This window comes from Prauserella marina (genome assembly GCF_002240355.1).
GTDB lineage: Bacteria > Actinomycetota > Actinomycetes > Mycobacteriales > Pseudonocardiaceae > Prauserella_A > Prauserella_A marina.
Window position 1 is genome coordinate 4,023,319 of the sequence record NZ_CP016353.1, and the last position, 26,706, is coordinate 4,050,024.

26 protein-coding genes are annotated in these 26,706 nt (G+C 68.9%); 8 read left to right on the forward strand and 18 right to left on the reverse strand.

Translation table 11 applies throughout. The annotated features are described in order from the left end of the window. Positions 1-27: 27 nt before the first annotated feature. Genes BAY61_RS18865 through BAY61_RS18875 form a run of 3 tightly spaced genes read right to left on the reverse strand, consistent with a single transcriptional unit; the run spans position 28 to position 2,862 of the window. Positions 28-1,302 carry a TRAP transporter large permease gene (locus tag BAY61_RS18865; RefSeq protein ID WP_091808440.1) on the reverse strand — a complete coding sequence of 425 codons (1,275 nt, stop codon included), beginning with the start codon at positions 1,300-1,302 and terminating at the stop codon, positions 28-30. Further along, positions 1,299-1,868 (reverse strand): TRAP transporter small permease, encoded by a 570-nt coding sequence (locus BAY61_RS18870; protein ID WP_245865232.1) that lies wholly within the window; start codon positions 1,866-1,868, stop codon positions 1,299-1,301. Before BAY61_RS18870 ends, BAY61_RS18865 begins: the two co-directional genes overlap by 4 nt. Beyond that, the gene (locus BAY61_RS18875) at positions 1,861-2,862 is read right to left on the reverse strand and encodes a zinc-dependent alcohol dehydrogenase (protein WP_091808438.1); all 1,002 of its coding nucleotides are present in this window, start codon (positions 2,860-2,862) and stop codon (positions 1,861-1,863) included. The genes BAY61_RS18870 and BAY61_RS18875 overlap by 8 nt, the downstream gene beginning before the upstream one ends. Positions 2,863-3,031: 169 nt before the next feature. Here BAY61_RS18875 and BAY61_RS18880 point away from each other — a divergent pair, with 169 nt between their 5' ends. Beyond that, positions 3,032-4,033 carry a LacI family DNA-binding transcriptional regulator gene (locus BAY61_RS18880; protein ID WP_091808436.1) on the forward strand — a complete coding sequence of 334 codons (1,002 nt, stop codon included), beginning with the start codon at positions 3,032-3,034 and terminating at the stop codon, positions 4,031-4,033. Positions 4,034-4,120: 87 nt separating this feature from the next. Here the strand turns inward: BAY61_RS18880 and BAY61_RS18885 are convergent, their stop codons facing one another. From BAY61_RS18885 to dapA, 4 genes are all read right to left on the reverse strand, one after another. Next, positions 4,121-4,978 carry a DUF6585 family protein gene (locus tag BAY61_RS18885; protein ID WP_091808434.1) on the reverse strand — a complete coding sequence of 286 codons (858 nt, stop codon included), beginning with the start codon at positions 4,976-4,978 and terminating at the stop codon, positions 4,121-4,123. 163 nt (positions 4,979-5,141) lie between these two features. Continuing rightward, complete coding sequence (locus BAY61_RS18890; protein ID WP_091808432.1) at positions 5,142-5,786, reverse strand: flavin reductase family protein; 645 nt, start codon at positions 5,784-5,786, stop codon at positions 5,142-5,144. After that, on the reverse strand, positions 5,783-6,514 hold the full coding sequence (locus BAY61_RS18895) for an RraA family protein (RefSeq protein ID WP_091808429.1): 732 nt from the start codon (positions 6,512-6,514) through the stop codon (positions 5,783-5,785). The genes BAY61_RS18890 and BAY61_RS18895 overlap by 4 nt, the downstream gene beginning before the upstream one ends. Beyond that, positions 6,511-7,419, reverse strand: coding sequence for a 4-hydroxy-tetrahydrodipicolinate synthase (gene dapA / locus BAY61_RS18900; protein ID WP_091808427.1), 909 nt, complete (start codon positions 7,417-7,419; stop codon positions 6,511-6,513). The genes BAY61_RS18895 and dapA overlap by 4 nt, the downstream gene beginning before the upstream one ends. Before the next feature lie 34 nt (positions 7,420-7,453). Here dapA and BAY61_RS18905 point away from each other — a divergent pair, with 34 nt between their 5' ends. Beyond that, positions 7,454-8,371: a LysR family transcriptional regulator gene (locus tag BAY61_RS18905; protein WP_091808425.1), complete on the forward strand. Its 918-nt coding sequence runs from the start codon at positions 7,454-7,456 to the stop codon at positions 8,369-8,371. Here BAY61_RS18905 and BAY61_RS18910 read toward each other — a convergent pair. From BAY61_RS18910 to BAY61_RS18920, 3 genes are read right to left on the reverse strand one after another with little or no spacing between them, the layout of a single operon-like run. Further along, positions 8,358-9,695 (reverse strand): MFS transporter, encoded by a 1,338-nt coding sequence (locus BAY61_RS18910; protein WP_170140160.1) that lies wholly within the window; start codon positions 9,693-9,695, stop codon positions 8,358-8,360. The genes BAY61_RS18905 and BAY61_RS18910 overlap by 14 nt on opposite strands. Then, positions 9,688-10,584: an amidohydrolase family protein gene (locus tag BAY61_RS18915; RefSeq protein ID WP_091808422.1), complete on the reverse strand. Its 897-nt coding sequence runs from the start codon at positions 10,582-10,584 to the stop codon at positions 9,688-9,690. The genes BAY61_RS18910 and BAY61_RS18915 overlap by 8 nt, the downstream gene beginning before the upstream one ends. Continuing rightward, positions 10,577-10,978, reverse strand: a complete 402-nt coding sequence (locus tag BAY61_RS18920) for a RidA family protein (protein ID WP_091808420.1) — start codon at positions 10,976-10,978, stop codon at positions 10,577-10,579. Before BAY61_RS18920 ends, BAY61_RS18915 begins: the two co-directional genes overlap by 8 nt. A 302-nt stretch (positions 10,979-11,280) precedes the next feature. On the opposite strand from BAY61_RS18920, the gene BAY61_RS18925 reads away from it, so the two are divergent. Together BAY61_RS18925 and BAY61_RS18930 are read left to right on the forward strand one after the other, a co-directional pair. Further along, positions 11,281-11,661: a hypothetical protein gene (locus BAY61_RS18925; RefSeq protein ID WP_091808408.1), complete on the forward strand. Its 381-nt coding sequence runs from the start codon at positions 11,281-11,283 to the stop codon at positions 11,659-11,661. Positions 11,662-11,714: 53 nt separating this feature from the next. Continuing rightward, positions 11,715-11,933, forward strand: coding sequence for a hypothetical protein (locus BAY61_RS18930; RefSeq protein ID WP_211323538.1), 219 nt, complete (start codon positions 11,715-11,717; stop codon positions 11,931-11,933). A 242-nt stretch (positions 11,934-12,175) separates the two neighbouring features. Here the strand turns inward: BAY61_RS18930 and BAY61_RS18935 are convergent, their stop codons facing one another. The 6 genes from BAY61_RS18935 to BAY61_RS18960 form a co-directional block, all read right to left on the reverse strand. After that, positions 12,176-13,612 carry an NAD-dependent succinate-semialdehyde dehydrogenase gene (locus BAY61_RS18935; RefSeq protein WP_091808406.1) on the reverse strand — a complete coding sequence of 479 codons (1,437 nt, stop codon included), beginning with the start codon at positions 13,610-13,612 and terminating at the stop codon, positions 12,176-12,178. A gap of 122 nt (positions 13,613-13,734) precedes the next feature. After that, the gene (locus tag BAY61_RS18940) at positions 13,735-15,150 is read right to left on the reverse strand and encodes an Nramp family divalent metal transporter (RefSeq protein WP_091808404.1); all 1,416 of its coding nucleotides are present in this window, start codon (positions 15,148-15,150) and stop codon (positions 13,735-13,737) included. Between the two features lie 57 nt (positions 15,151-15,207). Then, on the reverse strand, positions 15,208-15,825 hold the full coding sequence (locus BAY61_RS18945) for a bifunctional 4-hydroxy-2-oxoglutarate aldolase/2-dehydro-3-deoxy-phosphogluconate aldolase (RefSeq protein WP_091808402.1): 618 nt from the start codon (positions 15,823-15,825) through the stop codon (positions 15,208-15,210). A gap of 28 nt (positions 15,826-15,853) precedes the next feature. Continuing rightward, positions 15,854-17,584 (reverse strand): IlvD/Edd family dehydratase, encoded by a 1,731-nt coding sequence (locus BAY61_RS18950; protein ID WP_091808399.1) that lies wholly within the window; start codon positions 17,582-17,584, stop codon positions 15,854-15,856. A gap of 119 nt (positions 17,585-17,703) precedes the next feature. Continuing rightward, entirely contained in the window at positions 17,704-18,840 is a 1,137-nt protein-coding gene (locus BAY61_RS18955) for a mandelate racemase/muconate lactonizing enzyme family protein (protein ID WP_091808397.1), read from the reverse strand. After that, positions 18,837-19,505, reverse strand: coding sequence for a GntR family transcriptional regulator (locus tag BAY61_RS18960; protein WP_091808395.1), 669 nt, complete (start codon positions 19,503-19,505; stop codon positions 18,837-18,839). Before BAY61_RS18960 ends, BAY61_RS18955 begins: the two co-directional genes overlap by 4 nt. Positions 19,506-19,628: 123 nt before the next feature. Between BAY61_RS18960 and BAY61_RS18965 the strand changes: the two genes are divergently transcribed. Both BAY61_RS18965 and BAY61_RS18970 read left to right on the forward strand, forming a co-directional pair. Continuing rightward, positions 19,629-20,225 (forward strand): TetR/AcrR family transcriptional regulator, encoded by a 597-nt coding sequence (locus tag BAY61_RS18965; protein WP_091808554.1) that lies wholly within the window; start codon positions 19,629-19,631, stop codon positions 20,223-20,225. 6 nt (positions 20,226-20,231) lie between these two features. Continuing rightward, positions 20,232-22,409: an MMPL family transporter gene (locus BAY61_RS18970; RefSeq protein ID WP_091808393.1), complete on the forward strand. Its 2,178-nt coding sequence runs from the start codon at positions 20,232-20,234 to the stop codon at positions 22,407-22,409. Positions 22,410-22,539: 130 nt separating this feature from the next. Here BAY61_RS18970 and BAY61_RS18975 read toward each other — a convergent pair whose 3' ends face one another. Next, entirely contained in the window at positions 22,540-23,004 is a 465-nt protein-coding gene (locus BAY61_RS18975; RefSeq protein WP_091808391.1) for a MarR family winged helix-turn-helix transcriptional regulator, read from the reverse strand. A 151-nt stretch (positions 23,005-23,155) separates the two neighbouring features. On the opposite strand from BAY61_RS18975, the gene BAY61_RS18980 reads away from it, so the two are divergent. Then, positions 23,156-24,193: an LLM class flavin-dependent oxidoreductase gene (locus BAY61_RS18980; protein WP_091808389.1), complete on the forward strand. Its 1,038-nt coding sequence runs from the start codon at positions 23,156-23,158 to the stop codon at positions 24,191-24,193. 65 nt (positions 24,194-24,258) lie between these two features. Beyond that, entirely contained in the window at positions 24,259-25,206 is a 948-nt protein-coding gene (locus BAY61_RS18985) for a DUF5996 family protein (RefSeq protein ID WP_091808387.1), read from the forward strand. A 197-nt stretch (positions 25,207-25,403) separates the two neighbouring features. Here BAY61_RS18985 and BAY61_RS18990 read toward each other — a convergent pair whose 3' ends face one another. Further along, complete coding sequence (locus tag BAY61_RS18990; RefSeq protein ID WP_091808386.1) at positions 25,404-26,630, reverse strand: sulfite oxidase; 1,227 nt, start codon at positions 26,628-26,630, stop codon at positions 25,404-25,406. Between the last annotated feature and the right edge of the window lie 76 nt (positions 26,631-26,706).

Genomic DNA, 26,706 nt, shown 5'->3' on the forward strand with positions numbered 1-26,706 from the left:
GCCTCCTCGGTCGGTTGTGGTGGCGGTCTACAGCCCGAGAACACCGGGCAGGAACATGACCACTGACGGAACGAACGTGATGAGCAACTGCACCGCCAGCAGTGGGATCAGAAACGGTGCCGTCCCACGGAACACCTCGTGCACGGGCAGGTTGGTGACCGGGCTGAGGACGTAGAGGACCGCGCCGATCGGCGGCGTGAGCAGGCCGATCATCAGGTTGACGATCGCGATGACTCCGAAGTGCAGTGGGTCGACACCGAACTCGACGGCGATCGGCAACAGGATCGGCACCGTGATCACGAGCACCGAGGTGCCCTCCAGTACCGCGCCGAGAAAGAGCAACAGGACATTGACCATCAGCAGGAACACGATCTGGTTGTCGGTCACGCCGAGCATCAGATCGGCCACCGCTTGCGGTATCTGTTCGCGGGCGAGGATCCAGCCCAGCAACCCGGAAGCGCCGAGGATCAGCGTGATCGAGGCGGTGGTGGCCGCCGTGTCCCGCAGGATCCGGCCCAGATCGCGCAACCGCACCGTGCGATAAAGGAATCCGAGGAGCAGCACGTACGCGGCACCGACCGCGGCGGCTTCCGTCGGAGTGAACAACCCTCCGAGGATGCCTCCGAGAATGATGACCGGAGTCAGCAACGGCCCGAGTACGCGGACGGCCGCGACGCGCAACCGGCCCCAGTCGAACGGCTGCGCCTCCAGGTCGGTCTGACGGCGAGCCCAGACGAAGACGGCCACCGCGAGTCCGGTCGCCATCAGGAGCGCGGGCACGACGGACGCCGCGAACAGCGCCCCGGTCGACACGGCCGCGATCGAGGCATAGATGACGGCCGGGATACTCGGCGGCATGACCGGTGCGATGAGGCTGGACGCGGCCGTGATACCCACCGAGAAGCGCTTGGAATATCCCTTGCGCACCATGGCGGGCACCTCGACCCTGCCGAGACCGGCGGCATCGGCCAGCGCGGAGCCGCTCATCCAGGAGAAGCCCACGCTCACGCCGATGTTCACATAGCCGAGGCTGCCCTTGATCCTGCCGATCAGGGACAGCGCGAAATCGAAGAGCCGATCCGCGATGCCCGCGTGGCTGGCGATCACGCCGACAAGGATGAACAGCGGTACCGCGAGCAGCGGGAAGCTGTCGATCGCACCGGTGACCTCGCGCATGCTCAGACCGAACGACTGCCCGTTGAACGTCGCGTAGGTCAGGCACGGACCGAGCAACGCGAACGCCACCGGCACCCGCAGCGCGAGCAGCGCGATGATCGCGGCTCCAAGGAACAGCATGTTCATGCGGACCGCCCCTCTCCGGCCGGCGGCAGGAAAACAGCCGCGACCGAGCGCACGGTGGTCAACACCAGGCCGGCGAACGGAATGAGATAGAAGTAGCCGATGGGCAGGCCAAGGGCCGGCGAAACCTGGAGTGGCGATTGAGTGACCATGCCGAACGCCTCGTACGCCAGATTCAGGCAGACGATCGCGACCATGATGTTGGCGAACGAGACCACGAGCCTGCGCACCACGCCTTTGGCCACATAGTCGACAAGCTTGAGCGTGACGTGCTCATCGCGTCCCATCAGATAGCCCGACATCGCGAAGGTCAGCCACACGAGACTGAACCTGGCCAGCTCGCCGGTCCACACCCAGCCGCCGCCAGGCAGGTAGCGCTGTCCCGCCTGCACCAGCATGAGCACGAAGATCGTGCTCAGCAGCAGACCGCCGATCACCGCCTCACCGATGGAGAACCACCGGAACACGGTTCGCAGCATGCCGCGGAAGTTGCCTCCCTGCTTGTCCGGTCCTTTGTGGTCGATCGCCCGCGATGTGACGTCATGCCCCGCGTGCGGCTGCTCAGCCATGTCGGGCCTCCCGCCAGCCACTGAGGTCGATCCACGACTTACCCCGCGCCGAACGCGCCTGCGCGAAGGCATCCGCCGCACCCCCCGGCGGCATTCCCTGCCTCAGGACCCTCGCGGGCTCCAGCGTGCCCGCGGTCACGGCCGCGACGGTGTCACCGAAGTCGGCGGGATGGTCGTAGATCAACGAACCACGGATCACCAGCTGACGTCGCGTCACCTCCATTGTGGACAGGGAAACCCGCTGGTCGCTCATGCCGATCACCACCACGTCGCCTGCCGCCGAGACCGACCGCAACGCCAGTTCCCAGGTTTCCGGGGTGCCAGCCGTGTCGAAAACGACACGGAATTCACCTGCGCCGTCCCGGTCGACCGGCTTCGCGCCGATGCGTTCGGCGAGGGCGAGCCTGCCCGCGAGCGGCTCGATGACGCAGGGCCGCACACCGATCGCCAACAGCGCCTGGCAAACCAGGAGCCCCTGGGAACCAGCACCGAGAACGAGGCATTCGTCGCTCTCGGAAACTCCGGCACGACGGACGGCGGCCCTGGCCACCGCCAGCGGTTCCACACAGACAAGCGTCTCGTCGGACACGGACGCGGGAACGGGCCAGGCGAACCGCGCCGGTACCGCGACACGCTCCGCCAACAGCCCGGGAATGGTCATTCCGACAATGCCTCGCGCGGAGCAGGCCGACGTCAGGCCGGTACGGCAGCTACGGCAGGCAAAACAGACGTAGTTGGGTTCGATGACCACCCGCTGGCCGGGATGCCGGTCGGTGACATCGGCACCGACGGCCAGGATTTCGCCACCACCCTCGTGTCCCATCACCCAGGGCAGCGCGGGTGTCACCCGATGTCCTTCGTAGACCCCCAGATCGGAACCGCACAAGCCGACGGCACGCATCCCGACGAGCACCTCGTCCGAACCCAGCCGGGGCTCCGGCCAGTTGTCGACGACCTCGACCTGACGTGGCCGGGTCAGGACGATCGCCCTCATCAACCGTGCCCCTCTCGACGTCGAGTCACAACCAGATGGAGCCGCTGACCAGCTCACCGGCCGGAAGTGCAGCCGACCTTAAAGGCGGTGGCAACCGAAGACAATCGCTTGCCAAAAGTTGCCATGGTGCTAGCGTTGCCGCCGTCGACAGCTGGAGGGGAGTGCCGCGATGGCGCGGGTTGCTGGCAACCGAACGACCATCTACGACGTCGCGCGAGAAGCGGGTGTCGCGACGTCGACCGTGTCCAGAGCACTGGCGAATCCTGGACGCGTCAACGCCCACACCCGCCAGCACATCATCGAGGTAGCCGAACGACTGGGCTATCACACCAATCCGATAGCCCGAGCATTGCCGTCCGGCCGCACCCAAACCGTCGCGCTGTTCGTCTCCGACATCACCAACCCGCACTTTTTCGGCATCATCCGCGGAGCCGAGCAGCAAACCCGCGCGGCGGGCCGCACCCTCATCCTCGGCGACACCGAGGAATCGCCAGACCTCGAATCGGGCAACATCGAAAGACTCACCGGCTCAGTGGACGGGTTCGTCATCGCCGCGAGTCGCATGTCCGACGAGGAGATTCGGGAACTGGCCGACCGGCACCGGCTCACCCTCATCAGCCGCCAGATCGACGGCGTACCCAGCGTGATCGTCGACCATGAGGACGGAACCAGGCAGATTATCGAGCACCTGGCCTCGCTGGGGCACACGTCGGTCGCCTACCTCGCCGGGCCTCGCCGGTCCTGGATCGCGGCCAAACGCTGGCAAGCCATCCGCGCGACGGCGCGCCAGTTCGGAATGCGCGCCGCGAGGCTCGGGCCCTTCCCGCCGGCGGTGCGGGGTGGCGCGGCAGCCGCCGACGCGGTGTTCGGGCACGGCGCCACCGCGGCGATCGCCCACAACGATCTGCTGGCGATCGGCATGCTCCGCCGGTTCGCCGACCGCGGTGTCCGAGTACCGAAGGACATCAGCGTGGTCGGCTACGACGACATCTTCGGCGCCGACTTCTGTTCCCCGCCATTGACCACGCTCGCCGGGCAATTCGAAGAGGCAGGCCGACTCGCCGTCGACCTGCTGCTCGGCGCCCGCCGTAGCGGGTCCGCCCGCGCGACCGAAATCGTGCTCCCCTCACACCTGGCCATCCGGCAATCCACCGGCCCCGCGCAGCGATGAGAACGGCTCCACGATCCACGACGCGAATCAGCTACCGGCCGTTCATTCGCCGTAGACCAGCCGCGCGCAATGCGGGCTCGCCGCGCCTCAGCGCAGTCGCGCCGCGCTGAGCCGGTCGACCACAGCCGCCAGGACGACGAAGTTGGGCACGTCGCTGGCCTGCACCGACGAGGTGAAGAACTTGCCCCGCACCTTGACGCGCAAGAACCCGCCCTCGATGCGGAGCGCGGAGATGTCGTCCCAGGCCATCACCTTGCCACCGCCGAAGGTCAGCCCCTGCGGAAGGGCGGTCGCGGGACCGAACTCGACCGCATGCCCCTCGGCGAGTTCCTGGAGTGCCCACGGCAGGTGCGCCCGCAGGATGCCGTCCTCGAACTCGCGGCCCCAGACGTCCAGCCGTTCGAACTCGGCCACCCGCATCAGGTTGCCAAGGTCGGCTCCCTCGGAATTGGCGATCACCTTGGCGGTGATCACGGTCTGGCCGAGGACGACCGGCGGTGTCACCGGGTGCACCAGGCCGTAGGACCACCGGGCGACGCTGTCCGAGGCACCGGCGGGCTTGACGCCACGCCGGATCAGCTGGGTCTCGTCCCAGCGGTAGGGCAGCACCCGGCCCTTCGGACCGCGGATGACCGCGCCCTCGTCGAAGACGTGCAGCTCCTGGTCGCCCTTCGCGTCCCTGGCCGTGATCGTCATACCCGCCATCGCGGCGCAGATCATGAGCACGAACACACCCACGACGACGATACCGAGGAAGCTCGTCAGCAGTCCCGCGCTGCCGAACAGCACGAGGACGAAGGCGAACAGCACGAAGACGGGGATCAGGCCGGCGGCCCTGCGCCCCTTCGAACGCGAGATCGGGCGGAAGACCGACCGCCGCTTCCCCATGCGCAGGTGTCGCGCGGCCTGGTCGATGGACTCGTAGTGGACTCCGGAACCGGTCATGGAAATACGTCTCTCCGCGGAGGTCGAGGTGCGGCGCAAACGCGCCGCTACTGTCCGGCCCACACTCGCGACGATCCGGTCGACGGGGGAGGTCAGCCGGCGGCCATCGCTGGCCGGTGGCACTGGCCAGCGGAAACCTCCTTCGCCCGAGCCGTAATCCGCATCAGGTCTGCGTGCCGCCGGGCCCGGTCAGCACCGACTTCGGTGTCTGCCCGATGGCGGCCATCGTCGTGACGGAGCCGAGTCCGGCGTAGTTGGGACCACCGAGCCGTGCGACCGGCGCCAGCGCCAAGGTGTCGATCTTCCCGTCGTGCAGCAGACCGTCGCGCACATGGAACGCCACCACCTCGCCGACGATGAACTCCGCTCCGGTCCGGCCGTACTCGGTCGCCGAGTGCAAGCGGCATTCGAGCGCGATCGCCGCCCGCGCGAGGCGTGGCACCGCGATCAGGTCGGAGCCTTCGGTGTCGAGCCCCAGCAGTTCGACCTCGCTCGTGGCAGGCGGGTGCTCGACCGCGCTGAGGTGGACGGCCTCGACCATCGACTCGTCGGGGATGTGCACCACGTACTCGCCGCGGTCGTGGATGTTGCGCCCGGTGTCCTTGCGGTGTCCGGCCTTGCGGCCGACGTTGATCCCGAGCATCGGCGGGGCGTTGGAGACGAACGTGAAGCAGCTGAACGGGGCGAGGTTCACCACGCCCTCGTCCGACAGCGTGGTCACCCACGCGATCGGGCGCGGTACGACGACGCCGGTGAGCAGCCGGTAGGTCTGCTCGGGGGTGAGTGAATCGGGAAGGACCGTGGTCATCGGCGCACCTGCCCATTCTCCCGGTACTCGGCAAGCAGTTCCGGCGACGCGGGGTACAGGCCGCGCAGCGACGCGCCCGCGCGCACCTTCTCACCGATGAACGATTCCAGGCCCTCCTGCTCCGCCGCGCCGTCGGCGACGTCTTCGGCATACTCCCTCGGCACCACGATCACACCGTCGTCGTCGCCGACGAGGACGTCACCGGGATACACGGCGACCTCACCGCAGCCGATCGGCACGTCCTGCTCGACGACCCGGAGGTAGGCCCTGCTGACGTTGGCCGTGGCACCGGCCGAATAGCACGGCAACCCGGTCCCGGCGAGCCCGGCGACATCGCGCAACCCGGCGTCGGTGACCAAGCCGCGCGCGCCGCGAACCCGAAGCCGCTCGGCGAGGATGTCCCCGCCGGTGGCGGTGCGGCTCTGCCCGTGGCCGTCCACGACGAGCACCGCGCCCTCCGGCGTCGATTCGATCGCGTCGAACAGCGAGAGGCCAGGAGCGGGGCGGGTACCGGGAAGCAGTCCGTCGAGGTCTTCCCGCGCGGGGATCGTCCGCAGCGTCCACGCCGCGCCGGCCAGGCGTTGCCCTGGGCGCAGTGGGCGCACTCCGGCGAGGAATTGATCCCGCAAGCCCCGCCGCAGGAGCACGCTGGCGATCGTGGCGGTGCTGACACCTGCCAGCAGCCGCTCGACGCGGGCGGGAACCGGGGCAAAGGTCGTCGGGGTCATCGCGCGCCCTCCAGCAGACCCCACGCCTCGGCCGCCGCGCCGACCCGGCGCCTGCCCTGCTCCGAGAGGGGCACGAGCGGCGCGCGCAGCGCGGGGCCGATCAGCCCCGCCCGCGACATCAGCCATTTGACCGCGGTCGGGTTGGTTTCGGTCAGCACCACGTCGTTGAGGTCGAGCAGCCGGAAGTGCAGCTCGCGCGCCTCGTCCCAGTGGCCTTCCGCGACGGCGTCGTACAGCCGGGCGATCTCCCTGGGCACGAGGTTCGCGGTGACACTGATGAACCCGGCGCCGCCGATGGCCAGCAGCGGGAAGCACAGCGCCTCAAGCCCTGAGAACAACAGGAAATCCGGCCCGGTTTCCTTGAGCACGAAGTTGGCGTGGGCGAAATCCGGGCTCGCCTCCTTCATGCCGACGATGTTCGGCACCTCACGCCACAGTCGGCCCACCGTCTCCGGCGCGATCTCGACGCCGGTGCGGGAGGGAATGTTGTAGATCAGAATCGGGATGTCCACGGCCTCGGCCACGTCGCGATACCACGCGTAGAGACCGTCCTGGGTGGGCCGGGCGTAGTAGGGCACGATCACCAGCGCGGCGTCGGCACCGGCCTCGGCGGCGCGCCGGGTGATCTCGATCGTGTCAGGCAGCTGGTGCGTGCCGGTCCCCGGGACGAACGGCAACCTGCCGTCGAGGGCTTCGGCCGCGGCGTCGATCATCCGAAACCGCTCGTCGAGCACCAGCGCACCCGGCTCGCCTGTGGTGCCGGTGACCGAGACGCCGTGGCTGCCGACCTCGACGTGGTGGTCGATCAGGCGCCGCAGCGTGGGCAGGTCGAGGCCACCTTCCGCGTCGAACGGCGTCACCAGCGGGGCGATCGAGCCACGAAGGCGGGTTGTCAAGTCAGCCATCAAGTGTTCCTCTCGGGGTGGTTACGATCGCGGAATGGACGTCGAGGTGGCGGTGCTGCGGTCGTTCGTCGTGCTCGCCGACGAACTGCACTTCGCCCGCGCCGCCGCGCGCCTTCACATCGAGCAACCCGCGCTCAGCCAGCGGATCAAACGGCTGGAGCAGCGGATGGGCGTGCAGCTGTTCGTCCGGAACAGTCGCAACGTGCGGCTCACCCCGGCCGGGCAGGAGTTCGCCGTCGAGGTGGCCGACGTCCTGCGCCGCCTGGACGCGGCCGTCGGGCGCGCGGTCCGCACCGCCGAGGGCACGCGCGGAACCGTCCGGCTCGCCTACACCCTCAGCGTCGGCTACGAGACGCTGCCGGTGCTGCTCGGCGAGCTGGAACGGGCGCTGCCCGACGTCACCGTCGAGGCGGTCGAACTGTGGGAATCGGACGTGCTCTCCGGTGTGTTGCGCCGGGACTGGGACGCCGGCCTCGTCCGCTACGATCCGGACCATCCGGACGTCACGGCGCTGTTGTTGCGGCACGAGTCGCTGGTCGTGGCCATGCCGGAGACTCATCCGCTCGCGGGACAAGGCGAGGTGAAGCTGGCCGAGCTGCGCGGCGAACGGTTCGTCACCACGCCCGTCTCGCTCGCCCCCGGCTACCAGGCGCTGCTCGACGAGGTCTTCGACGCCGCCGGTTTCGAGCCGCACACGGTGCGCAACACGGTGCCAGGAAACCGGATCATGGCTTTGCAGCGGCAGAAGAACGCCGTGGCGCTGCTGCCCGCCTCGGCTGGACTCACCCATCCCTCCGGTATCGCGTTCGTGCGAGTCGTGGACGACTTCGCCCACCTTCCGGTACGGCTCGTGCACCGGCGAGACGCGGAGCCCTCGGTGACGCTGTTCGCCGAGACACTCCAGCGCGCGGCGCGCGAGCAGGACTGGCTCGCGCCCTTCAGCTCTCGTTGAGCGCACCACGCGTCTCCTTGGCTCGCAGGGTCAGGGCCAGGAAAACCGCCGAAAGCACAGCGCTCACCACGATCAGCGTCGGGATGATCGAGGAGACTCCCGCGCTGATGCCGGTCACCAAGGTCGGCAGCAACCCGCTCAGCCCGTAGCCGACGTTCCACGAAAACGCCGTGGCCGTGGAACGGATCTCGGTGGGGAACAGCTCGTTGACAAAGATGATCAGCGGAGCGCTGATCGCTCCCGAGGCCATCACCATCACGGCGCCGCACACCAGCAGCAGCCACTCCCCCGGCCCGGTCGACATCACCAGGTACAGCCCGGGGATCAGCACCAGACAGGCCGCGCCGGAGACGAGGAAGACCTTCCTGCGCCCCACGCGCTGGCTCAGGTGCCCGCACACCACCGCGACCGCCGCCGACAGCACCACGTTGACGATCAGGAACAAGCTCGCCGAGTCCTGGGACATGTGCAGCACCTGCTTGTAGACCGTCGGCAGGATGCCCGTGGTGAGGTAGTAGGGCGCCGACGCGGTGAACACGATGGCGACGGCGGCCAACGTCACGGTCCGCCACCGGCGGGAGAACAGTGCCCTGCCTGGCTGGATCTTCGCCGGGGAGGTGCCGCGGGCGGCTTGCCGTGCCACCCACGCCGGAGACTCCTCGACCCTGCGCAGCACGAGGTAGTTCACGATCGACCCCGCGAGCGCGACCACGAACAGCACCCGCCAGCCCCAGTCGGCGAACGCCGCCTGCCCGAGCAACGCGCCGAGGGCGATCACGAGCAGGTTGATCACCACGACGGCCAAGCTCGCGCCGCCACCCTTGATCAAGCCGGCCGCCATGCCTCGCCAGCGTTCGGGCAGCGTCTCGGTGGCGAGCGTGTGCGTCGAGGCCGTGATGCCTCCCACGAACATGCCTTGCACGATGCGCAGCACGATCAACAGCACCGGCGCGGCGATCCCGAGCGTCGCCACGCCCGGCAGTAGACCCATGAGCGCCGTCGAAACCCCGGCGCCGATCACGGCCAGCATCATCGCGGGCCTGCGGCCCGCCCGGTCGGCGAAGGAACCGAACACCAGTGCCCCGAGCGGCCGGACGACGAGGCTCACCGCGAAGGTCGCGTACGTGGCGGTGAGCCCGACCAGCGATCCGGCCTCCGCGGGGAAGAACGCCGCCGACACATACGACGCGACGTGCAGAATCACCAGCAGGTCGTACATGTCGACGGTCCAGCCGAGCACCGCGGCCCCGAGTGCCTTGCGGTGGGCCCGCGACAGCCGCTCGGCTCGTGGCGCGCGCGCCGCCGTCACACCGGGCTCACTCATCGTGCTCACCGCTGGAAAAGCCGAACAGTCGCCGTGGATTCTCGACCAGGATCCGGTGCCGTGCCTCGGCTTCGGGCGCATAACGCGCCAGCAGGTCGAGTAGTTCGCCGTCGTTGGGCACCGGCCCCGGATGCAGCGGGTGGGGCCAGTCCGTGGCCCACAGCACGCGGCCGGGCGCTCGCTCCACATAGGTACGGGCGTAGGCGGTGGCGTCGTCCCACGGGTACCCGGTGACCGACCGGCGGTCCCCATTGGACAGCATGATCCACCAGTTTCCTCGTGCCAGCAGATCGAGCACGTGCCGGAAGTGCGGGTCGTCGAGCCCGTGCCCGTACTGCAACGGTCCCATGTGGTCGATCACGACATCGGTCTCGACGTCAGCCAGCAGCGGAGTGACCTCGCGCGGATCGATGCCGTTCATGTGCAGCTTGAGATGCCAGCCCAGCGGAACCACGCGCTCGGCGGTCCGCCGCACCTGTTCCGGCGTGGGCAGCGCGTTCTTCAGCTTGGGGTGGAAGTTGAAGCGCGCGCCGCGGACACCGGCCTGGTGCATGCGGTGCAACTGGTCGTCGTCCACCGAGTCGTCGACGACACCGCAGCCGCGGTAGGAAGGTCCCGCGATCCGCAGTGCCTCGATCAAGGCACCGTGGTCGGTGCCGTATGCGGTGGACTGCACGATGACGCCGCGCTCGATGCCGAGCGTCTTGTGCATGCGCAGCATTTCCTCCACGGTCGCCTCTGGCACGACGTAGGCCGCGTCCGGTTTCACCGGAAATCGCCGGGTGTCACCGAAGATGTGCACCTGGCTGTCGCACGCCCCTTGCGGGACGGGCAACCGGGGTTCGCGCGGTGACGGGTCGAAGAGTGCGTAGTCGGGCCGCTCAGTCATCACGACCACCGGTCACGAACGCGAGCACCTCGCACTGGACGAGGATGTGCGGCCTGGTGGTGCCGATGCTCACCTGCCGGGCGGGCCGTGAGGCCGGATCGGGAAACACAGCGCACCACTGTCTGTTCAGCTCGTCGCGGTGCTCCGGCGCGGCGAGCCGCACGGAGAACTTGAGCGCGTCGTCGAGGCCGCCCCCGGCCTTGGCGAGGATCGCCGCGACCCGCTCGAACATCCGGGTGGTCTGCTCGCCGAAGTCCGAGGGGAACTCCTCCGGAGCGCTTCCCCTGCCACCACCGTGCACGGCACCGGTGGCGACGAGGCCACCGATGCGGCTCGCTGCCGGGACGGGGTTCTCGTGGGAGAAGCCGTCGAGATGAATGCTGCGCCTGCTCACTAGGCGGACCCCTTCGTCCGATGCGGATCAGAACATCGCCGACTCTAGGGAGCGCTGACCTGCGCCATCAAACGAAACTGGACCGCGATCCATGCATGACATGCATGGATCGCGGTGCAGGCGGGTCGAAGTCCACAGTGGACGTCCGCTGTGCGCATCGGCCCATCACCGCCGATCGTCAGCCACGCGCCATCGCGGACCGTTCGCACAACGTAGAACGGAGCGCTTTACCTCCCGCGTAATGGACGCGCCCTCGCTGGTCCGCGAAAGTGAAGGCACCACAACGAAAACAGGAGGAAACGATGTTCGAGCTTCGCAACGTGTTGCGGATGGACGCCCTCGCTTCGGGCGCGCTTGGGCTGATACTGGCCACGCTGTGCGCGGCACTGGCCGAGCCGCTCGGCATCCCCGTGCCGCTGTCGCTGACAGCAGGCGTGGCACTGGTGGGCTGGGCGGTTTTCGTCGGCTGGGTCTCCTCGGGACTTCGCCAGACCCTCGTCCGTGAGGTCATCGCGATCAACGTGCTCTATGTACTCGCCAGCGCCGCGTACGCCTTTCTCGGCGGACTCACCGGCCTCGGTACCGCGTTCGTCCTGGCACAGGCGCTGGCCGTACTCGGGCTGACCGCCGCGCAGGCGACCGGCCTGTTCTCAGGACTGCGGCACGGCGCCCGAACCGCTTAGGAACCCTCACGACAATCGTCGATGTCCGGCGCGCCGAGGAGAGTTTCTGACCGATGTTCCCCGGCTTCACCTTCCACCTCAAGAACGGGATCCGCGCGGATCTGCCCGCGCGGGCCACGCCGGTCACCGACCCATCCGAACGTCAGACCGTGCTGGCGGAGATCGTCGCGGATCTCAATCAGCCCCACGACCCCGGCACCATCCGGCCGACTCGGCTTGAGGACTGGGCGGACAGTCGGCTGATGCGTGTCAGCTTCCGCCATCGGCCGTGATCGCGGCACCCTCGCCAGGTGACCTACTGCCAGAAATTGGGGTGTCGTCGCGGTTGGCGCAGTTCTTCGCCGGACCGGCGGGTGCAGACCACGACTACACCCTCGACCCCGAAGAGCCGGACATTGTCGCGCCAGCCGCACAGTCAGGTTCCGGCTTCCGGATTTCCCGGTTCTCTTCCCTTCCAGCCTGTCATGCGCCCCCGCGCCGGTCTCGCCGGACCGGCGCGGAGCCGCCGCCTGACTCAGTGCGCGATGGCGACCGAGCGCGTGTTCAGGTATGCCTCCATCGCCTCGGGGCCGCCCTCGGTGCCGTAGCCCGAGTCCTTCACACCACCGAACGGCAGCTCGGCCGAGGGCATGGCCGGCATGTTCACCCACAGCATGCCGACCTCGACCTTGCGGGTCAGCTGGTCGGCCGTGGCCAGCGACCTGGTGAAGGCGTACCCGGCCAGGCCGTAGGAGAGCCGGTTGGCTTCGGCGATCGCGTCACCCAGGTCCTGGAAGCCGCGGATCGCCGCGACCGGGCCGAAGGGCTCCTCGTTGAACAGCTTGGCCTCGGCCGGCACGTCGTCGAGCACGGTGGGAGCCCAGAAATTACCGGCGTCGCCGATGCGCTCGCCGCCCGAGAGCACCGTCGCGCCGCGCTCGACGGCATCGGCATACAGGGCCGACATCGCGTCGATACGCCGGGAGTTGGCCAGCGGGCCCATCTCGGTGCCCTCCGCCAGCCCGTCGCCGACGTTGAGGCCGGTCGCGAACTCCGCGAGCGCCTTGGAGAACTCCTGGCGCACGGAGTCGTGCACGAGGAATCGCGTCGGCGAGATGCAGACCTGGCCCGCGTTGCGGAACTTCGCCCTCGACATCGCCTTGACGGCGAGCTCGACATCGGCGTCCTCGCACACGATGACCGGCGCGTGCCCGCCCAGCTCCATCGACACGCGCTTCATCTGCCTGCCTGCCAGCGCCGCGAGCTGCTTGCCGACCGCGGTCGAACCGGTGAAGGTGATCTTGCGGATCGCCGGGTGGGCGATCAGGTACTCCGAGATCTCGGCCGGATCGCCGTACACCAGCGCGAGCACCCCGGCGGGCAGACCGGCGTCCTGGAAGGCGCGCACGAGCGCCGCCGGGCTGGCCGGAGTCTCCTCCGGTGCCTTGACGACCATCGAGCAGCCCGAGGCCAGACCCGCTCCGAGCTTGCGCACCACCTGGTTGATCGGGAAGTTCCACGGCGTGAAGGCCGCGACCGGGCCCACCGGGTCCTTGACGACCAGCTGCTGGATCGCGGGGTTCGCGCGGTGCGGGACGGTGCGGCCGTAGACCCGGAAGCCCTCCTCGGCGAACCAGTCGATGATGTCGGCGCCCGCGAGAATTTCGCCCTTGGCCTCCACCAGCGGCTTGCCCTGCTCGCGCGTCATCAGCGCGGCGATTTCATCGGCGCGGGCGCGCAGCAACTCGGCTGCCTTGCGCATGATCTTGCTTCGCTGGGCGGGCGTGTAGTCACGCCACACCTCGAAGCCGCGCCGCACCGAGTCGGCGGCGCGGTCGAGATCCTGCCTGCTCGCGTGGGCCACGCGGCCGATGACCTGGCCGCTGGCCGGGTTCCGCACGTCGATCGTGCGGCTCTCCGCCGCATCCAGCCACTGATCGTCGATGAAGAGCTGGGTGTCTGGATAGGTCATCGAGAAGCCTCCCTCGGAGCGTGCACTCGCACGCGGCATCTGTGGACGATGAATAGGCCCGACCGTATAGGCAACGGCGAACGCGCACGTCATGTGATCGGTCACGATCGCCGATCGCGACGCTACGTGCCCGCGACCTTGATGCCGAACACCTCCGACACCGTGTAGATCGCCAGCAGGAAGATCGCGATGCTGCTGACGACGAACGCGGCGGTGAGCCAGCGGTTGCGTTTGAAGCGCGCGTCCACCTCCAGCGTGCGCAAGCGCCACACGGCGACGAGCACGGCAAGCAGGAAGATCCCGGTCGCGATCGCGCCGATCTGCATCATCACCAGCGGCGACTGGACGAACAGGAACATCACCAGCCACAGCACGGGCAGGGTGAAGGTGAAGATCTTCAGCACTCGCGCGCGAACCGTGACGTCGTGCCAGTCGATCACACCGAGCAACCCGAGCGTGTTCGTCCACAGCCGGGGGACGGCGGCCGCGGAGGCGATGTTGGTGGAGAACAACACGACGATGGCACCGAACAGGAACAGGATCTCGGCCCACGGGCCAAGCGTGTCGGTGTAGATCCGCGACACCGTGGTGATCACGGCGTTGCCCTCGGGCACCAGGCCCTGCGGGTGCAGCACGCTCGCGCCCACCACGTAGAACGACAACGTGGTGACCGTGCAGATGAGCCACGACACGAACACGTCGAGCTGCATCACCTTGATCCAGCCCTCGGCACGCTTGGCCCGCTCCTCGGTGCCGTCGTCGGGACCGGTCCAGCGCGCGTAGCCCTTCTCAAGGCACCAGTAGGTGTAGTTGGTCATGTCGTCGGCTCCGACACCGGTCGAGCCGAACATGGCCACGGCAAGGCCGACCGTGCCCGCCGGAATGGCGAAGCTCAGTCCGTCGGCGAAGTCGCCCCCGCTGTAGGAGAACGGGGTGAACGGCAGCACCAGCACGATCGCGACCGTGCTGAGTGTGAAGATCGCGACCGACCACGTGGTGAGCGCTTCCACGACGCTGTAGCGGTTGCTGCGCAACAACCCGATCGTCAGTGCGGTGATCACAACCGCCCACACAGCCAGCGATCCTGAGCTCAGCGACTCGCCGACGATGGGAAACAGGATCGAACACGCGGCGGCCGTTCCGCCGATCACGCCACCACGCTGGAAGTTCTTCGCGAGATCGAGTCCGATCCAGAGCCAGTTGATCCAGCCCATGCGGCCGATCTTGGGCGGGACGGTGGAGTACCCGGCGAGCGCGGTCTTGCCGTTGAGAATCGCCCAGCGGGCCAGCTCCATCTGGACCCAGACCTTGACCGTCGCACCGACGATCACCATCCACAGCAGGACGAATCCCGCGCGGGCACCAAGCGAGGTCGTGACGATCAGCTCGCCCGATCCCACCACCGAGGCCGTCAGGATGATGCCGGGACCCAGGTAGCGCAGCCGACCGCGCAATGTCGTCGGCGCTTCCCTGGTGTCCTCGGCCCGGAGCCGGTAGGCGTCCTCAAGCTCCGCCCTCGGCGCGTCTTGGGTTGACATGGAAAGGCTTCCTTTCGACTCGGCGTCGTTGCCGGTGTCCGCCGCTGCGGAGTCGCGCTAGCGGGCCGTGGCCACGAGGCGGCGAGCCTGCTCGGTGAGCGCGGTGGTGTCGGCGAGGTCGCCGAGCAACTGGACCCCGACGCCGACGCCCGCGCAGCCCGCGTCGAGGCATTCGCGCGCCAGGTCCGGTCCGACACCGCCCGTGGCAAGCATCGGCACCTCGGGCAGCGGGCCCTTGAGCTGACGTATGTAGTCCGCTCCGACCGGAGCGATCGGGAACACCTTGACCAGGTCGGCGCCGAGCCGGGCAGCGCGGACGACCTCGGTGGCGGTGAACGCGCCGGGGATCACTCCGAGGCCGAGTTCCTTGGCGCGCTCGATCACGACCTCGTCCACATGCGGGCAGACGATGAAGCGCGCGCCCGCTTCGGCGGCGCGGGATACGTCGTCGCGGGTCATCACGGTGCCCGCCCCGACCGGCATGTCGTCGCCGTACTTCTCGCGCAGCGCCGAGATCGCGGCGAACGGCTCGCCCGCGTTGAGCGTCACCTCGAAAAGACGGATTCCTTGCGCGTACAGCAGCTCGGTGAGTTCGAGGCACTGCCGCCGCGACTGTCCTCTGTAGATCACCATCGCGCGGTGCTCAAGCACCCTGCTCAGGACGTCGTTGGCCATCGTGTTCCTCTCTCGTATGGGAGTTTCGTCAGAGATGCCTGCGGGGCACCGCGTGCCCGCGCCTGCCCTTGAGGAAGTCGAAGTCGGCACCGGTGTCGGCCTGGCGGACGTGCTTGCGGTACAGCCACGCGTAACCGGAACCGGTGTCGTCCGCGGGGGCGAGTTCGGCCGCCCTGCGGCGCAGCTCGTCCTCCGGCACGTCCATGTCGATGCGGCGCCCCGGCACGTCGAGCGTCACGGTGTCGCCGGTGCGCAGCAGCGCGAGCGGCCCTCCGGCCGCCGCCTCGGGCGCGACGTGGAGCACGACCGTGCCGTAGGAGGTGCCGCTCATCCGGCCGTCGGTGATGCGGACCATGTCCCGCACGCCCGCGTCGAGCAGTTTCTTCGGGATCGCCAGGTTGCCGATCTCCGGCATTCCCGGGTAGCCGGACGGCCCGGCGTTGCGCACCACGAGCACGGTCGAGGCTTCGACAGGGAGGCCAGGCGAGTCGGCCTGGTCGTGGTACTCCTCGATCGTGTCGAAGACCAGCGCCGTCCCGCTGTGGCGCATCAGTTCTCCGGACGCGGCCGACACCTTGATCACGGCGCCGTCCGGCGCGAGGTTTCCGCGCAGCACGGCGGTGTGGCTACCGGCCTCGCGCAGGGGCTCGGCGCGGCTGCGGATCACCTCGGGTCCCCAGTTGCGCGCGTCGGCGCAGTTGTCGCCGAGGCAGCGGCCGGTGACGGTGGCGGCGTCGGTGTGCAGCAGGTCGCCCAGTTCCTTGATCACCGCGGGCACGCCGCCCGCGTAGGCGAACTCCTCCATCAGGAACCGCCCTGAGGGCAGCAGGTCCACGAGCAGCGGGATCTGCCCGGCGAGCGTGTCGAAGTCGTCGAGCGCGAGGTCGACCTCCGCGCGGCCCGCGATCGCGAGCAGATGCACCACGGCGTTGGTTGAGCCGCCGATGGCCGCGTTCACTCGGATCGCGTTCTCGAACGACCTTCGGTCCAAAATGGACGACGGGGTCAGGCCCTCCTCCACCATCTCCACGACGCGGCCGCCCGCCTGCTCGGCGATGCGGTGGCGTTGCGCGTCCACGGCGGGAATGGCGGCACTGCCTGGCAGTGAAAGGCCCAGCGCCTCGGTCAGGCACGCCATGGTTGAGGCCGTGCCCATCGTGGTGCAGTGCCCCGCGCTGCGCGAAAGGCACGCCTCCGCGATGGAGAAGTCCTCTTTGCTCATCCGGCCGGCGCGGACCTCTTCGCTGAACTGCCACACGTGCGTGCCGGATCCGGCGTCGCAGCCGCGGAACTTGCCGTTGAGCATCGGGCCACCGGTGACCATCACGGCGGGCAGGTCGGCGCTGAGCGCGCCCATCAGCTGCGCGGGCACCGTCTTGTCGCAGCCGCCGAGCAGCACGACGCCGTCGAGCGGGTTGGCCCGCAACGTCTCCTCCACGTCCATCGACATGAGGTTGCGGAACAACATCGCCGACGGCCGCATCAGCGTCTCGCCGAGCGAGATCGTCGGGAACTCCAGCGGAACACCGCCCGCCATCAGCACGCCGCGCTTGACCGCCTCGGCGACCTGCCGCAGATGGGCGTTGCAGGGTGCCAGGTCCGACCAGCTGTTGCAGATCCCGATCACGGGCCGCCCGTCGAACATCGACGCCGAATACCCCTGGTTGTACATCTTCGACCGGTGAACGAAGCCGAGCTTGCCGTCGAGGCCGAACCACGCGGCGCTGCGCCGGGGTGACCCGTCGTTGTCTGGTTGCATTGTCGCTGTCGCTCCACAGTGAGGCGGTTCTACATGCAGAATAGATCCGCAGCATAGATTTTTACAAAGTTACATGCAATATCCAGTTACAGCTGTACCCGCGAAGTTCCGAGGACCCGTCAGTCCCCGGTCGCGACCTCGGTGTCGGTCACCGCGGCGACCGCGATCTCGTCGAGGCGCGCGCCGAGCCCCGGCAGGTCCGGCAGATCGATGAGCCCCTTCTCCGGCACGGGTGGACCGACCAGCAGCGGGTCGCGCAACGGGTTGTCCCTGACGTCGTACTCGAACCCGGCTACCGGGCCGGACATCGCGGCCAGCTGGAGCGTCGCCGCGAAAGCCACCGCGCCGCCGTAGAGGTGGGGCAGCACGGACTTGCCGTTGGCGCCGGCGAGCTGGCAGATCGTGAGCGCCTCGGTGAGCCCGCCCGTCTTGGCGAGGTCCGGCTGCAGGACCGCGATCGCCGGCGAGGCCGCGAAGTCGCGGAACTCGGCGACACCGTAAAGGTTTTCCCCCGTCGCGATCGGCAGCCCGGTGCGGCGGTGCAGCTCCTCAAGCCCGCCGAGCGGGTTGCCCCGCAATGGCTCCTCGATCCACTCGACACCCGCGTCGGCGAGCAGCGGCGCCATGGCGACGGCGTCGGCGAGGTCCCACGCCTGGTTGGCGTCGGCGTAGAGGGCCACGTCCCTGCCGATCGCCTCGCGCGCCTCGGCGAGATTACGCTCGTCGGTGGCCCGGCCGAAGCCGAGTTTGACCTTCACCGCCGGGTACCCTCCGGCAACGCACTCGCGTGCCTTCGCGGCGACGTCAGCGGGACCGAGACTGCTGGCATAGACCGGAATCCGGTCGCGGACGCGCCCACCGGCCAGCGCGCTCACCGCCGTACCAGCCCGCTGCCCCGCCAGATCCCACAGCGCGAGGTCGGCACCACTGATGGCCTGCCGGATCGGCCCCGGCGCGCCCCATTGCCTTCCCAGCGGATCGAGCCGCGAGCACAACCGCTCGTGCAGTGCCGAGATCCGCGTCGAGTCCTGGCCGAGCAGCAACGGGAACACACCGTCGCGCAACGTCGCGACGCGTTCGTGGGCCGCCCACGGCGGATAGTTGATCCAGCTTTCGCCTCGGCCGGTGAGACCGTCGTCGGTCGTCACCTCCACGAGCACGATCGAGCGGTCGCGCAGCGGGGAGAACGACATCGCGATGCCGTCTCCGACGGGCGCCCGCAGCACACGGAGGCGGGCGCCGACGATGCGGCTCACTCGGCGGTCTCGGTCTGCTGGAGCAGCACGGTGCGCAGGCGGAAGATGTGGGCGCGGGCGGCCTGCTCCGCCGCCGTGGCGTCGCCGGACTCGATCGCGGTGAGGATCGCGCGATGGTCGTCGATCGCCTGCCTCGGACCCGCGGTCACCGTCGTGGTGCGCATGGCGAGCCGCACCTGGGTCTGCACGTCGTCGAGCAATCGCACGAGCTCCGGGTTGGCCGCGGCCTCGCGAATGAGGCGATGGAACCGGAGGTCGGCCTCGGTGCTCGCGGCCAGGTCGGCGGTGCGCATCGCGGCCTCGTGCTCGTCGAGCGCCTCCTTCAGCGCCCGCACCAGCTTGCGGCCCGCGTTCTCGACGGCCAGCCGCGCGGCCAGCCCTTCGAGCACCTCGCGGATTTCGTAGATGGAGGCCAGCTCGGCGGTGCCGACCCGCGCGACGACGGCACCGCGGCGCGGTTCCTCACGAGCCAGCCGCTCCTGCACGAGCCGCAGCACCGCGTCGCGCACGGGGCTGCGGCTGACCTCAAGCGACTCGGCGAGCGCGGGCACACTCAGGCGCGCGCCGGGAGCCAGCTCGCCGGTGAAGATCATCTCGCGCAACCGTTCATAGACCGCGTCGGCGACCCTCGTGCGCGTCGCGGTCTTCTCGTTCACTCCGACCATGTCCGGAGTTTACATGCAGATAGAAAGATTTACATTCCGCTCGGTGCAAAGTGATCGAGACCACCGACCATTTCGGTCGGTATACCTACCGTTGTGGTCGGCATTCTGCGTATCGTCGGGAACATGGCACGCACCTTCCGGCAGGACGCGGACGAGCGGATCCTCGACCGCGCCGCCGGGCTCTTCGCTCAGCGGGGCTTCGCCCACACCTCCTTGCAGGCACTCGCCGACGCGGTCGGCCTCTCCAAAGCCGGGCTGCTGCACCACTTTCCCAGCAAGGAAGCGATCTACGACGCCGCGCTCAACATGGGAAAAACACAGGGCGAAGTGCTCTTCGACCGGGCGCTGCGGCTTCCGGTCGGGCCCGATCGCGACCGGCTCGCCGTGGAACTGCTGATCGACTTCGCACTGGAACGCCCCGGCCTTGTCGCGCTGGCGTCGCGGTCGATCACCACGCTCGGCAGCGAGGAGGCGGACCCCGCCGACGAAACCAGCGCGTTCGCCTTCGAAGTCTTCGGGGTCGATCCGGAATCGGGCGATCCCGAACGGATAGCCAGGGTCGCGGGCATGCTCGGCGCCCTGGTCGTGCTCATCCTGGTCGCCAACCACCTGGGGGACAAAACCACGTGGCGGCGGCACATCATCGCGACCTGTCTCGACACGCTCGGCCACCGCAGTCCGGGTCTCCCTTCAACCGACCACGCTCAGGTGGAGGCCTGATTCCGCATGGCAAAGCTGTTGTACCGACTTGGCATGGGCGCCCACCGGCGCAGGCTGGTGGTCGTCCTGTTGTGGCTGGCGGTGCTCGCCGGATCGGCTCTCGGCGCCGTGACCCTGGCAGGCAACACCTCCGACTCCTTCTCCATCCCCGGTCAGGAATCGACCACCGCGATGGAGAAGATCCAGCAGGAGTTCGGCTCCGGTGGTGGCGCTTCCGCCCGCGTGGTGGTGCAGGCGCCAGAGGGCCAGACGCTGACGACGCCGGAGAACGCGGGGCGGATCGGCGAACTCGTGGCCGAACTGAACACGTTGCCAGGCGTGACGTCGGCGACCGACCCGCTCGACCCGAACGCTCCCGCCGTCAACCAGGAGCAGACCACCGCCTACAGCACGGTGACCTACGACGCCGGTCCCGGTGAGGTCTCGGCGCAGGAACGCGACGCGCTGTCGGCCGCGGCCGCCGACGCGCGCACCGGAGGGCTGACGGTCGAAATCGGCGGCGACATCTCACAGCAGGCCCCCGAGATCGGCGGCGCCGCCGAGATCATCGGTGTGGTCATCGCGCTGCTGGTGCTCGCGCTGACGTACGGAACGCTGATCACCGCGGGGATGAACCTGCTCACCGCCGCCGTCGGCGTGGGCATCGGTGTCCTCGGCATCACGATCGTCACCGGCTTCACCGAGCTCAACTCGACGACGCCGATCCTCGCCACGATGCTGGGCCTCGCTGTCGGCATCGACTACGCCCTGTTCATCATCAACCGCTATCGCCAGGAACTGCGGCTGGGCGCCGACGTCGGCACCGCCATCGGCACGGCGGTGGGCACCGCCGGTTCGGCCGTGGTCACGGCGGGCATCACGGTGGTCATCGCGCTGGCTGGTCTCGCCGTCGCGGGCATCCCGTTCCTGACGCAGATGGGTATCGCCGCCGCGGCGACCATCGTCGTCGCCGTGCTGATCGCGATCACACTCGTGCCGGCCGTGCTCAGCTTCCTCGGCCACCGGGCGCTGCCCCGCAAGCAGCGCTCGGCCGCGACCGAACAAGGCGAGATCGCCGAGCGTGGCTTCTACCGCGGCTGGATCAACGGTGTGACCAAGCACCGCGTGGTGTCGCTGCTGGTGTCGGTGTTCGCGCTGGGCGCCGTCGCCATCCCGGTGGCCTCCATGCAGACCACGCTCGTACCGGTCGCCCAGGAAGGCTCGACGCAGGCCAAGGCCGAGCAGCTGCTCGCCGACGGCTTCGGCGAGGGCGTCAATGGCCCGCTCGTGGTGCTGTTCGAGGGTGACAACGCCGCGCAGCAGGCCACGCAGGCCTCCGGTGCCATCTCCGGACTCCGCGACGTCGATCTGGTCACCCCCGCGATGCCGAACGCGGACAACACCGCCGCGCTGCTCAACGTCATCCCCGAGTCTGGCCCCGCGACCGCCGAGACCGAGCAGCTCGTCAACGACCTGCGCGACCAGTTGTCCACTGTGGACGGCGCGCAGACATACGTCACCGGCTCGACAGCGGTGAGCGTGGACGTGTCCCGCACCGTCGACGAGGCGCTGCCCGTCTATCTGGCCGTGGTCGTCGGCCTGGCACTGGTCCTGCTGGTGCTGGTATTCCGATCGCTGCTCGTGCCGCTGATCGGCGTGCTCGGCTTCCTGCTGACCATCGGCGCCTCACTCGGATCCACGGTCGCGGTGTTCCAGTGGGGCTGGCTGGCCGACGCGGTGAACCTCGACTCCACCGGACCGCTGATCAGCCTCACCCCGATCATCGTGATCGGCATCCTGTTCGGGCTCGCGATGGACTACCAGGTCTTCCTGGTGTCCCGGATGCACGAGGCATACCACCACGGACGCTCGCCCAAGGACGCCGTCACCATGGGCTTCCGGCAGGCCGCCCCCGTGGTCGTGGCCGCGGCGCTGATCATGTTCTCGGTGTTCGCCGGCTTCGTGCCCTCGGGCGACGCGACGATCAAGTCCATCGCCTTCGCGCTGGCGGTCGGCATCCTCGTGGACGCCTTCGTGGTCCGGATGGTGCTCGTACCCGCCGCGCTGGCACTGCTCGGCGACCGCGCGTGGTGGCTGCCGGGCTGGCTGCGCTGGCTGCCGGTGCTCGACGTCGAGGGCACCGCGCTCACCGAGAAGAACGACACCGCGCGCGAGAACGAGAAGGCTCTCGCGGGCAACCGGTAACGCGAACGAGAAGGCGGCGCCGACTCCTGTCCTCGCGGGCGGGGGCCGGCGCCGCTTTGTGGCCGGTGCGCACGAGTGGCAACGCCGATCGTCACGCCGTGGCGTGGCGTCGCCGGTGTTCGCGGGCCGGTCATTCGTCGATGCCGGGGAGCCGGTCGAGGACCCGTTCGAGCGCTGGCCCGATGACATCGAGTTCGGCGTCGGTAAGCACGCTGACGAAGTACCGCCGGACGGCGGCCACGTGTGCCGGGGCGGCGGCGACGATGGACGACCAGCCGGTGTCGGTGAGCCGGACCATCGACCCGCGCGCGTCCTCGCCGCACTCCTCCCTGACAACCAGGCCCCGCTTCGCCATCCGGGTGACCTGGTGGGAGACCCGGCTGCGCTCCCAGCCGACCAGCCGACCGAGATCGCGCGCGCGCAACACGCCGCCCCGCGCCTCCGACAGCGGCACCAACAGGGTGTACTCCGCCCCGGACAGCCCTACATCCTGAACCAGCTCACGCTCCAGCACCGCGAGCAGCCGCTGCTGCACGCCGATCAACCCGCGCCACGCGCGCGCCTCCCGCTCGTCGAGCCAGCGCGTTTCACCCATTCGCCGAGCGTATCAGCGATGTTGACACGTCATCTAAAAGTCCGTAAATGTGGATGCGTCAACAACCGGAGTGGCGCGGCCGGCGCCACCTCCTTCGCGTAGCGGCGCGGGCCCTGGCTCGTCGACGATCATCCACCTCCAGGAGCAACCAGTGAGCGATCTCGTGCTCGGCCTCGGCACCTTCGGTGACATCCCCGAAGACGACTCCGGCGCCCCCGTCTCCCACGCCGAGGCGATCCGCCAGGTCGTCACCGAGGCGGCCCTCGCCGACGAACTCGGCGTCGACGCCATCGCGCTCGGCGAGCATCACCGGCCCGACTACGCGATCTCCACCCCCGAAACCGTGCTCGCCGGTATCGCCACCCGCACCTCCCGCATCCGCCTCGGCTCCGGCGTCACCGTGCTCAGCTCCGACGACCCCGTGCGCGTCTTCCAGCGCTTCTCCACCCTCGACGCGATCTCCTCGGGCCGGGCCGAGGTGATCCTCGGGCGCGGCTCGTTCACCGAGTCGTTTCCCCTGTTCGGATATGACCTCGCCGACTACGAAGTGCTCTTCGAGGAGAAGCTCGACCTGTTCGCCCGGCTTCTCGCTGAAAAACCGGTCACGTGGACCGGCACCGTGCGCGCCCCGCTCAAGCACGCTGACGTGTACCCCAAGACCGACTCCGGCCGCCTGACCACCTGGGTCGGTGTCGGCGGTTCACCGCAGTCGATCACCCGCACCGCCCGCCACGGCCTGCCGCTCATGCTCGCCATCATCGGCGGCCCGCCCGCACGGTTCGCCCCGCTCATCGAGCTCTACCGTCGCTCCACCGACCGGTTCGCCACCACCGCGTGGCCGGTCGGCGTGCACTCACCCGGCTTCATCGCCGACACCGACGACGAGGCCAGACAACTCCACTACTCCCGCTACAAGGTCATCCGCGACCGCATCGGCGCCCAGCGCGGCTGGCCACCGTTGCGCCAGGAGGAGTACGCCGCCGATCTCGAACACGGCTCGCTGTACGTCGGCTCCCCGGAAACCGTCGCCCATAAGATTGCCCGCACCGTCCGTACACTCGACGTCGGCAGGTTCGATCTGGTCTATACCAGTGGCTCGCAGTCGGCGAGCGCCCGCCTGCGGGCCGTCGAGCTTTATGGATCCAAGGTCATTCCCATGGTCCGTGACATCCTCACCGAGACGACATGAACACCACATCGCGACCGAACCATCCGAAAGACACGACGACCACCGCCTCAGGAATGTGAGAACCGATGACAACGAGTTGGCCGAGCCTGCGAGTCTCGGACTGGACCCCCACCCGCGAGACCCTGCATATGTGGACCCAGATCGTCGGCAAGATCCGCATGGCCAAAGCTCCCCTGCTCAACCATTGGTGGCAGGTGACCCTCTATGTCAGCCCACGCGGGTTGACGACGTCGGCGATTCCGCACCGCACCGGGGCCTTCGAGATCGAGTTCGACTTCATCGGCCACCAGCTTGAGATCCGCAGCAGCGATGGCGGCGTCCGGAGCCTGCCGCTGCGGCCGATGCCGGTCGCCGAGTTCTACACCCGGATCCTGGACCTGCTCGGCCAGCTCGGGATCGAGGCGTCGATCCGGCCGCACCCCAACGAGGTCGAGCCCGCGATCCCGTTCGCAGAGGACCACACCCACGCCTCCTACGACGGCGAGGCCGCCGCGCTGTTCTGGCGGCAGCTGCTGCAAGCGAACCGGGTGATCGGCGAGTTCCGGTCGCACTTCGTCGGCAAGGTCAGCCCGGTGCACTTCTTCTGGGGCGGAATGGATCTCGCCTGCACCCGCTTCTCCGGGCGATCAGCTCCTCCGCATCCGGGCGGAGTGCCCAACTGCGGCGACTGGGTCATGGTCGAGGGCTACTCCCGGGAACTGTCCAGCTGCGGATTCTGGCCAGGCGGTGGAGAAGAAGGCGCCTTCTATTCCTACGCCTACCCCGAACCCGACGGGTTCGCCGAGCAGCCTGCCGGTCCCGACGGCGCGTACTTCAGCACCGAGTACCAGCAATTCCTGCTGCCCTACGAGGCTGCCCGCACCGCACCCGACCCCGACCGCGCCGTCGCCGAGTTCCTTCACGCCACCTACGAGGCCGCCGCGAACCGCGGCCACTGGGATCGCCCAGCCCTGGAAGACGACCCCTTCCGGTGGAACGGAACTACCGCGCCGCAAGGAAACGGCGGCGACTGACCAGACCGGCCGACCACACCGGATCGCCGGAGGCGCGAGGCCACGGCGCTCCCTGTGCTCATCGTGACGGCGGTGCCCAGGAGGATGCCGCGGATCTCGCGGGCCGGAGCGCGGATCTCGGCATTCTGAGTGCGGATCTCGCGCGTCTGAGTGCGGATCTCGGCGTCCTGGGCGGGGGACTCGCGCGGCGGCTCGGCTCAGCTGGCGGCCACTGGCAGGGCGGCGACCGCGCCGAACAGGTATCCCTCGGTGTTGAACGGCTCCGTCAGCGGCTGCGCGTTGCCCTCGATGTCGAGCGCTCGCGCGCTCAGCGTGTACGAGCCGGGGCGCCTCGGCCGCCACCGGTAACTCCAGCGATGCCAGCCGTCGTCGCGGATCGCTCTGGGGATCGCCCTCGACCACGTACGACCACCGTCGGCACTGACATCGACCCTCGCCACTCCCCCGGTACCCGACCAGGACCTGCCGTGCAACACGTGATCCCTTCCCACGCCGAACTCGGTATGCGGATCGAGTTCGAACGCGCTCTTGGTGTTCTGCCGCGTCAGCAGGGTCCCCTCCTCCGGGTAATCCGGGCCGAAGAGCCGGTAGTAGCGGGTGTTCCAGGGTGAGCGCAACGGGGTCGCCGACACCTCGATCGCACCGACCCACTTGACGGAGGCGATGCCGATCCAGTCGGGAACGACGACGCGCACGGGAAATCCGTGATCGGGCGGCAGCGGTTCGCCGTTCATCTCGTAGGCGAGCAGGACGTCGTTCAGCGCCTTGCGCACGGGCAGCGGACGGCGGACCCTCCCGAGGTTCACGCCATCCACAATGTACTCATCGTCGAGTCCGGACGGCATCACGTCGACGGCCCCGCGCGTCAGCCCCGCCGCGCGCAAGACCGTCGCCAACCGCACCCCGCGCCACCTGGCGACCCCGACCGCGCCGAGCCGCCACGGAGTTCCGGGAACGGGCTGGTTCTGCTGGGTTTCGAAGAAGCCGCGGCCGTTGCCCGCGCACTCGATGCGCGCGGTGATCGTCTCCGATGGCAGCGCCTTGAGCTGGGCGAGGCTCAGCTCGAAGGGACCTCCGGCGAGCCCCGTACCGAAGAGCCGCAACCGCCACGCGCCGGGATCGATGCGCGGCGTCCTGGTGTGGTTGCGAACGAAGAACCGGTCGGCGGGCACGATGTTCCCGACATGGCGCAGGGCCGACCACCGCGTCTCGGCGTTGCTCCCGTGGACGATGAACAACTCCGGCGGCAACGGTTTCACGATCGGGCCGCCGGGCGGCTGCCCCGCCGTCGCCGCCCTTGCCACGGTGGGCGCCGCCAGCGCGGCGACACCGGTTCCGGCCGCGATGCGCAACGCGGCCCGCCGCGAATGCATCGCCCGCCGCGCGCTCAGCCCTGGTTCCTCGACGTCGCCCTGGTGCGCCATGCCGCTTCCCCTCTCGCCGGAATCACCGCGGCCGATGCGGTGCCGGTGAGCTTGGCAAGAATCGACGCCGACCAAC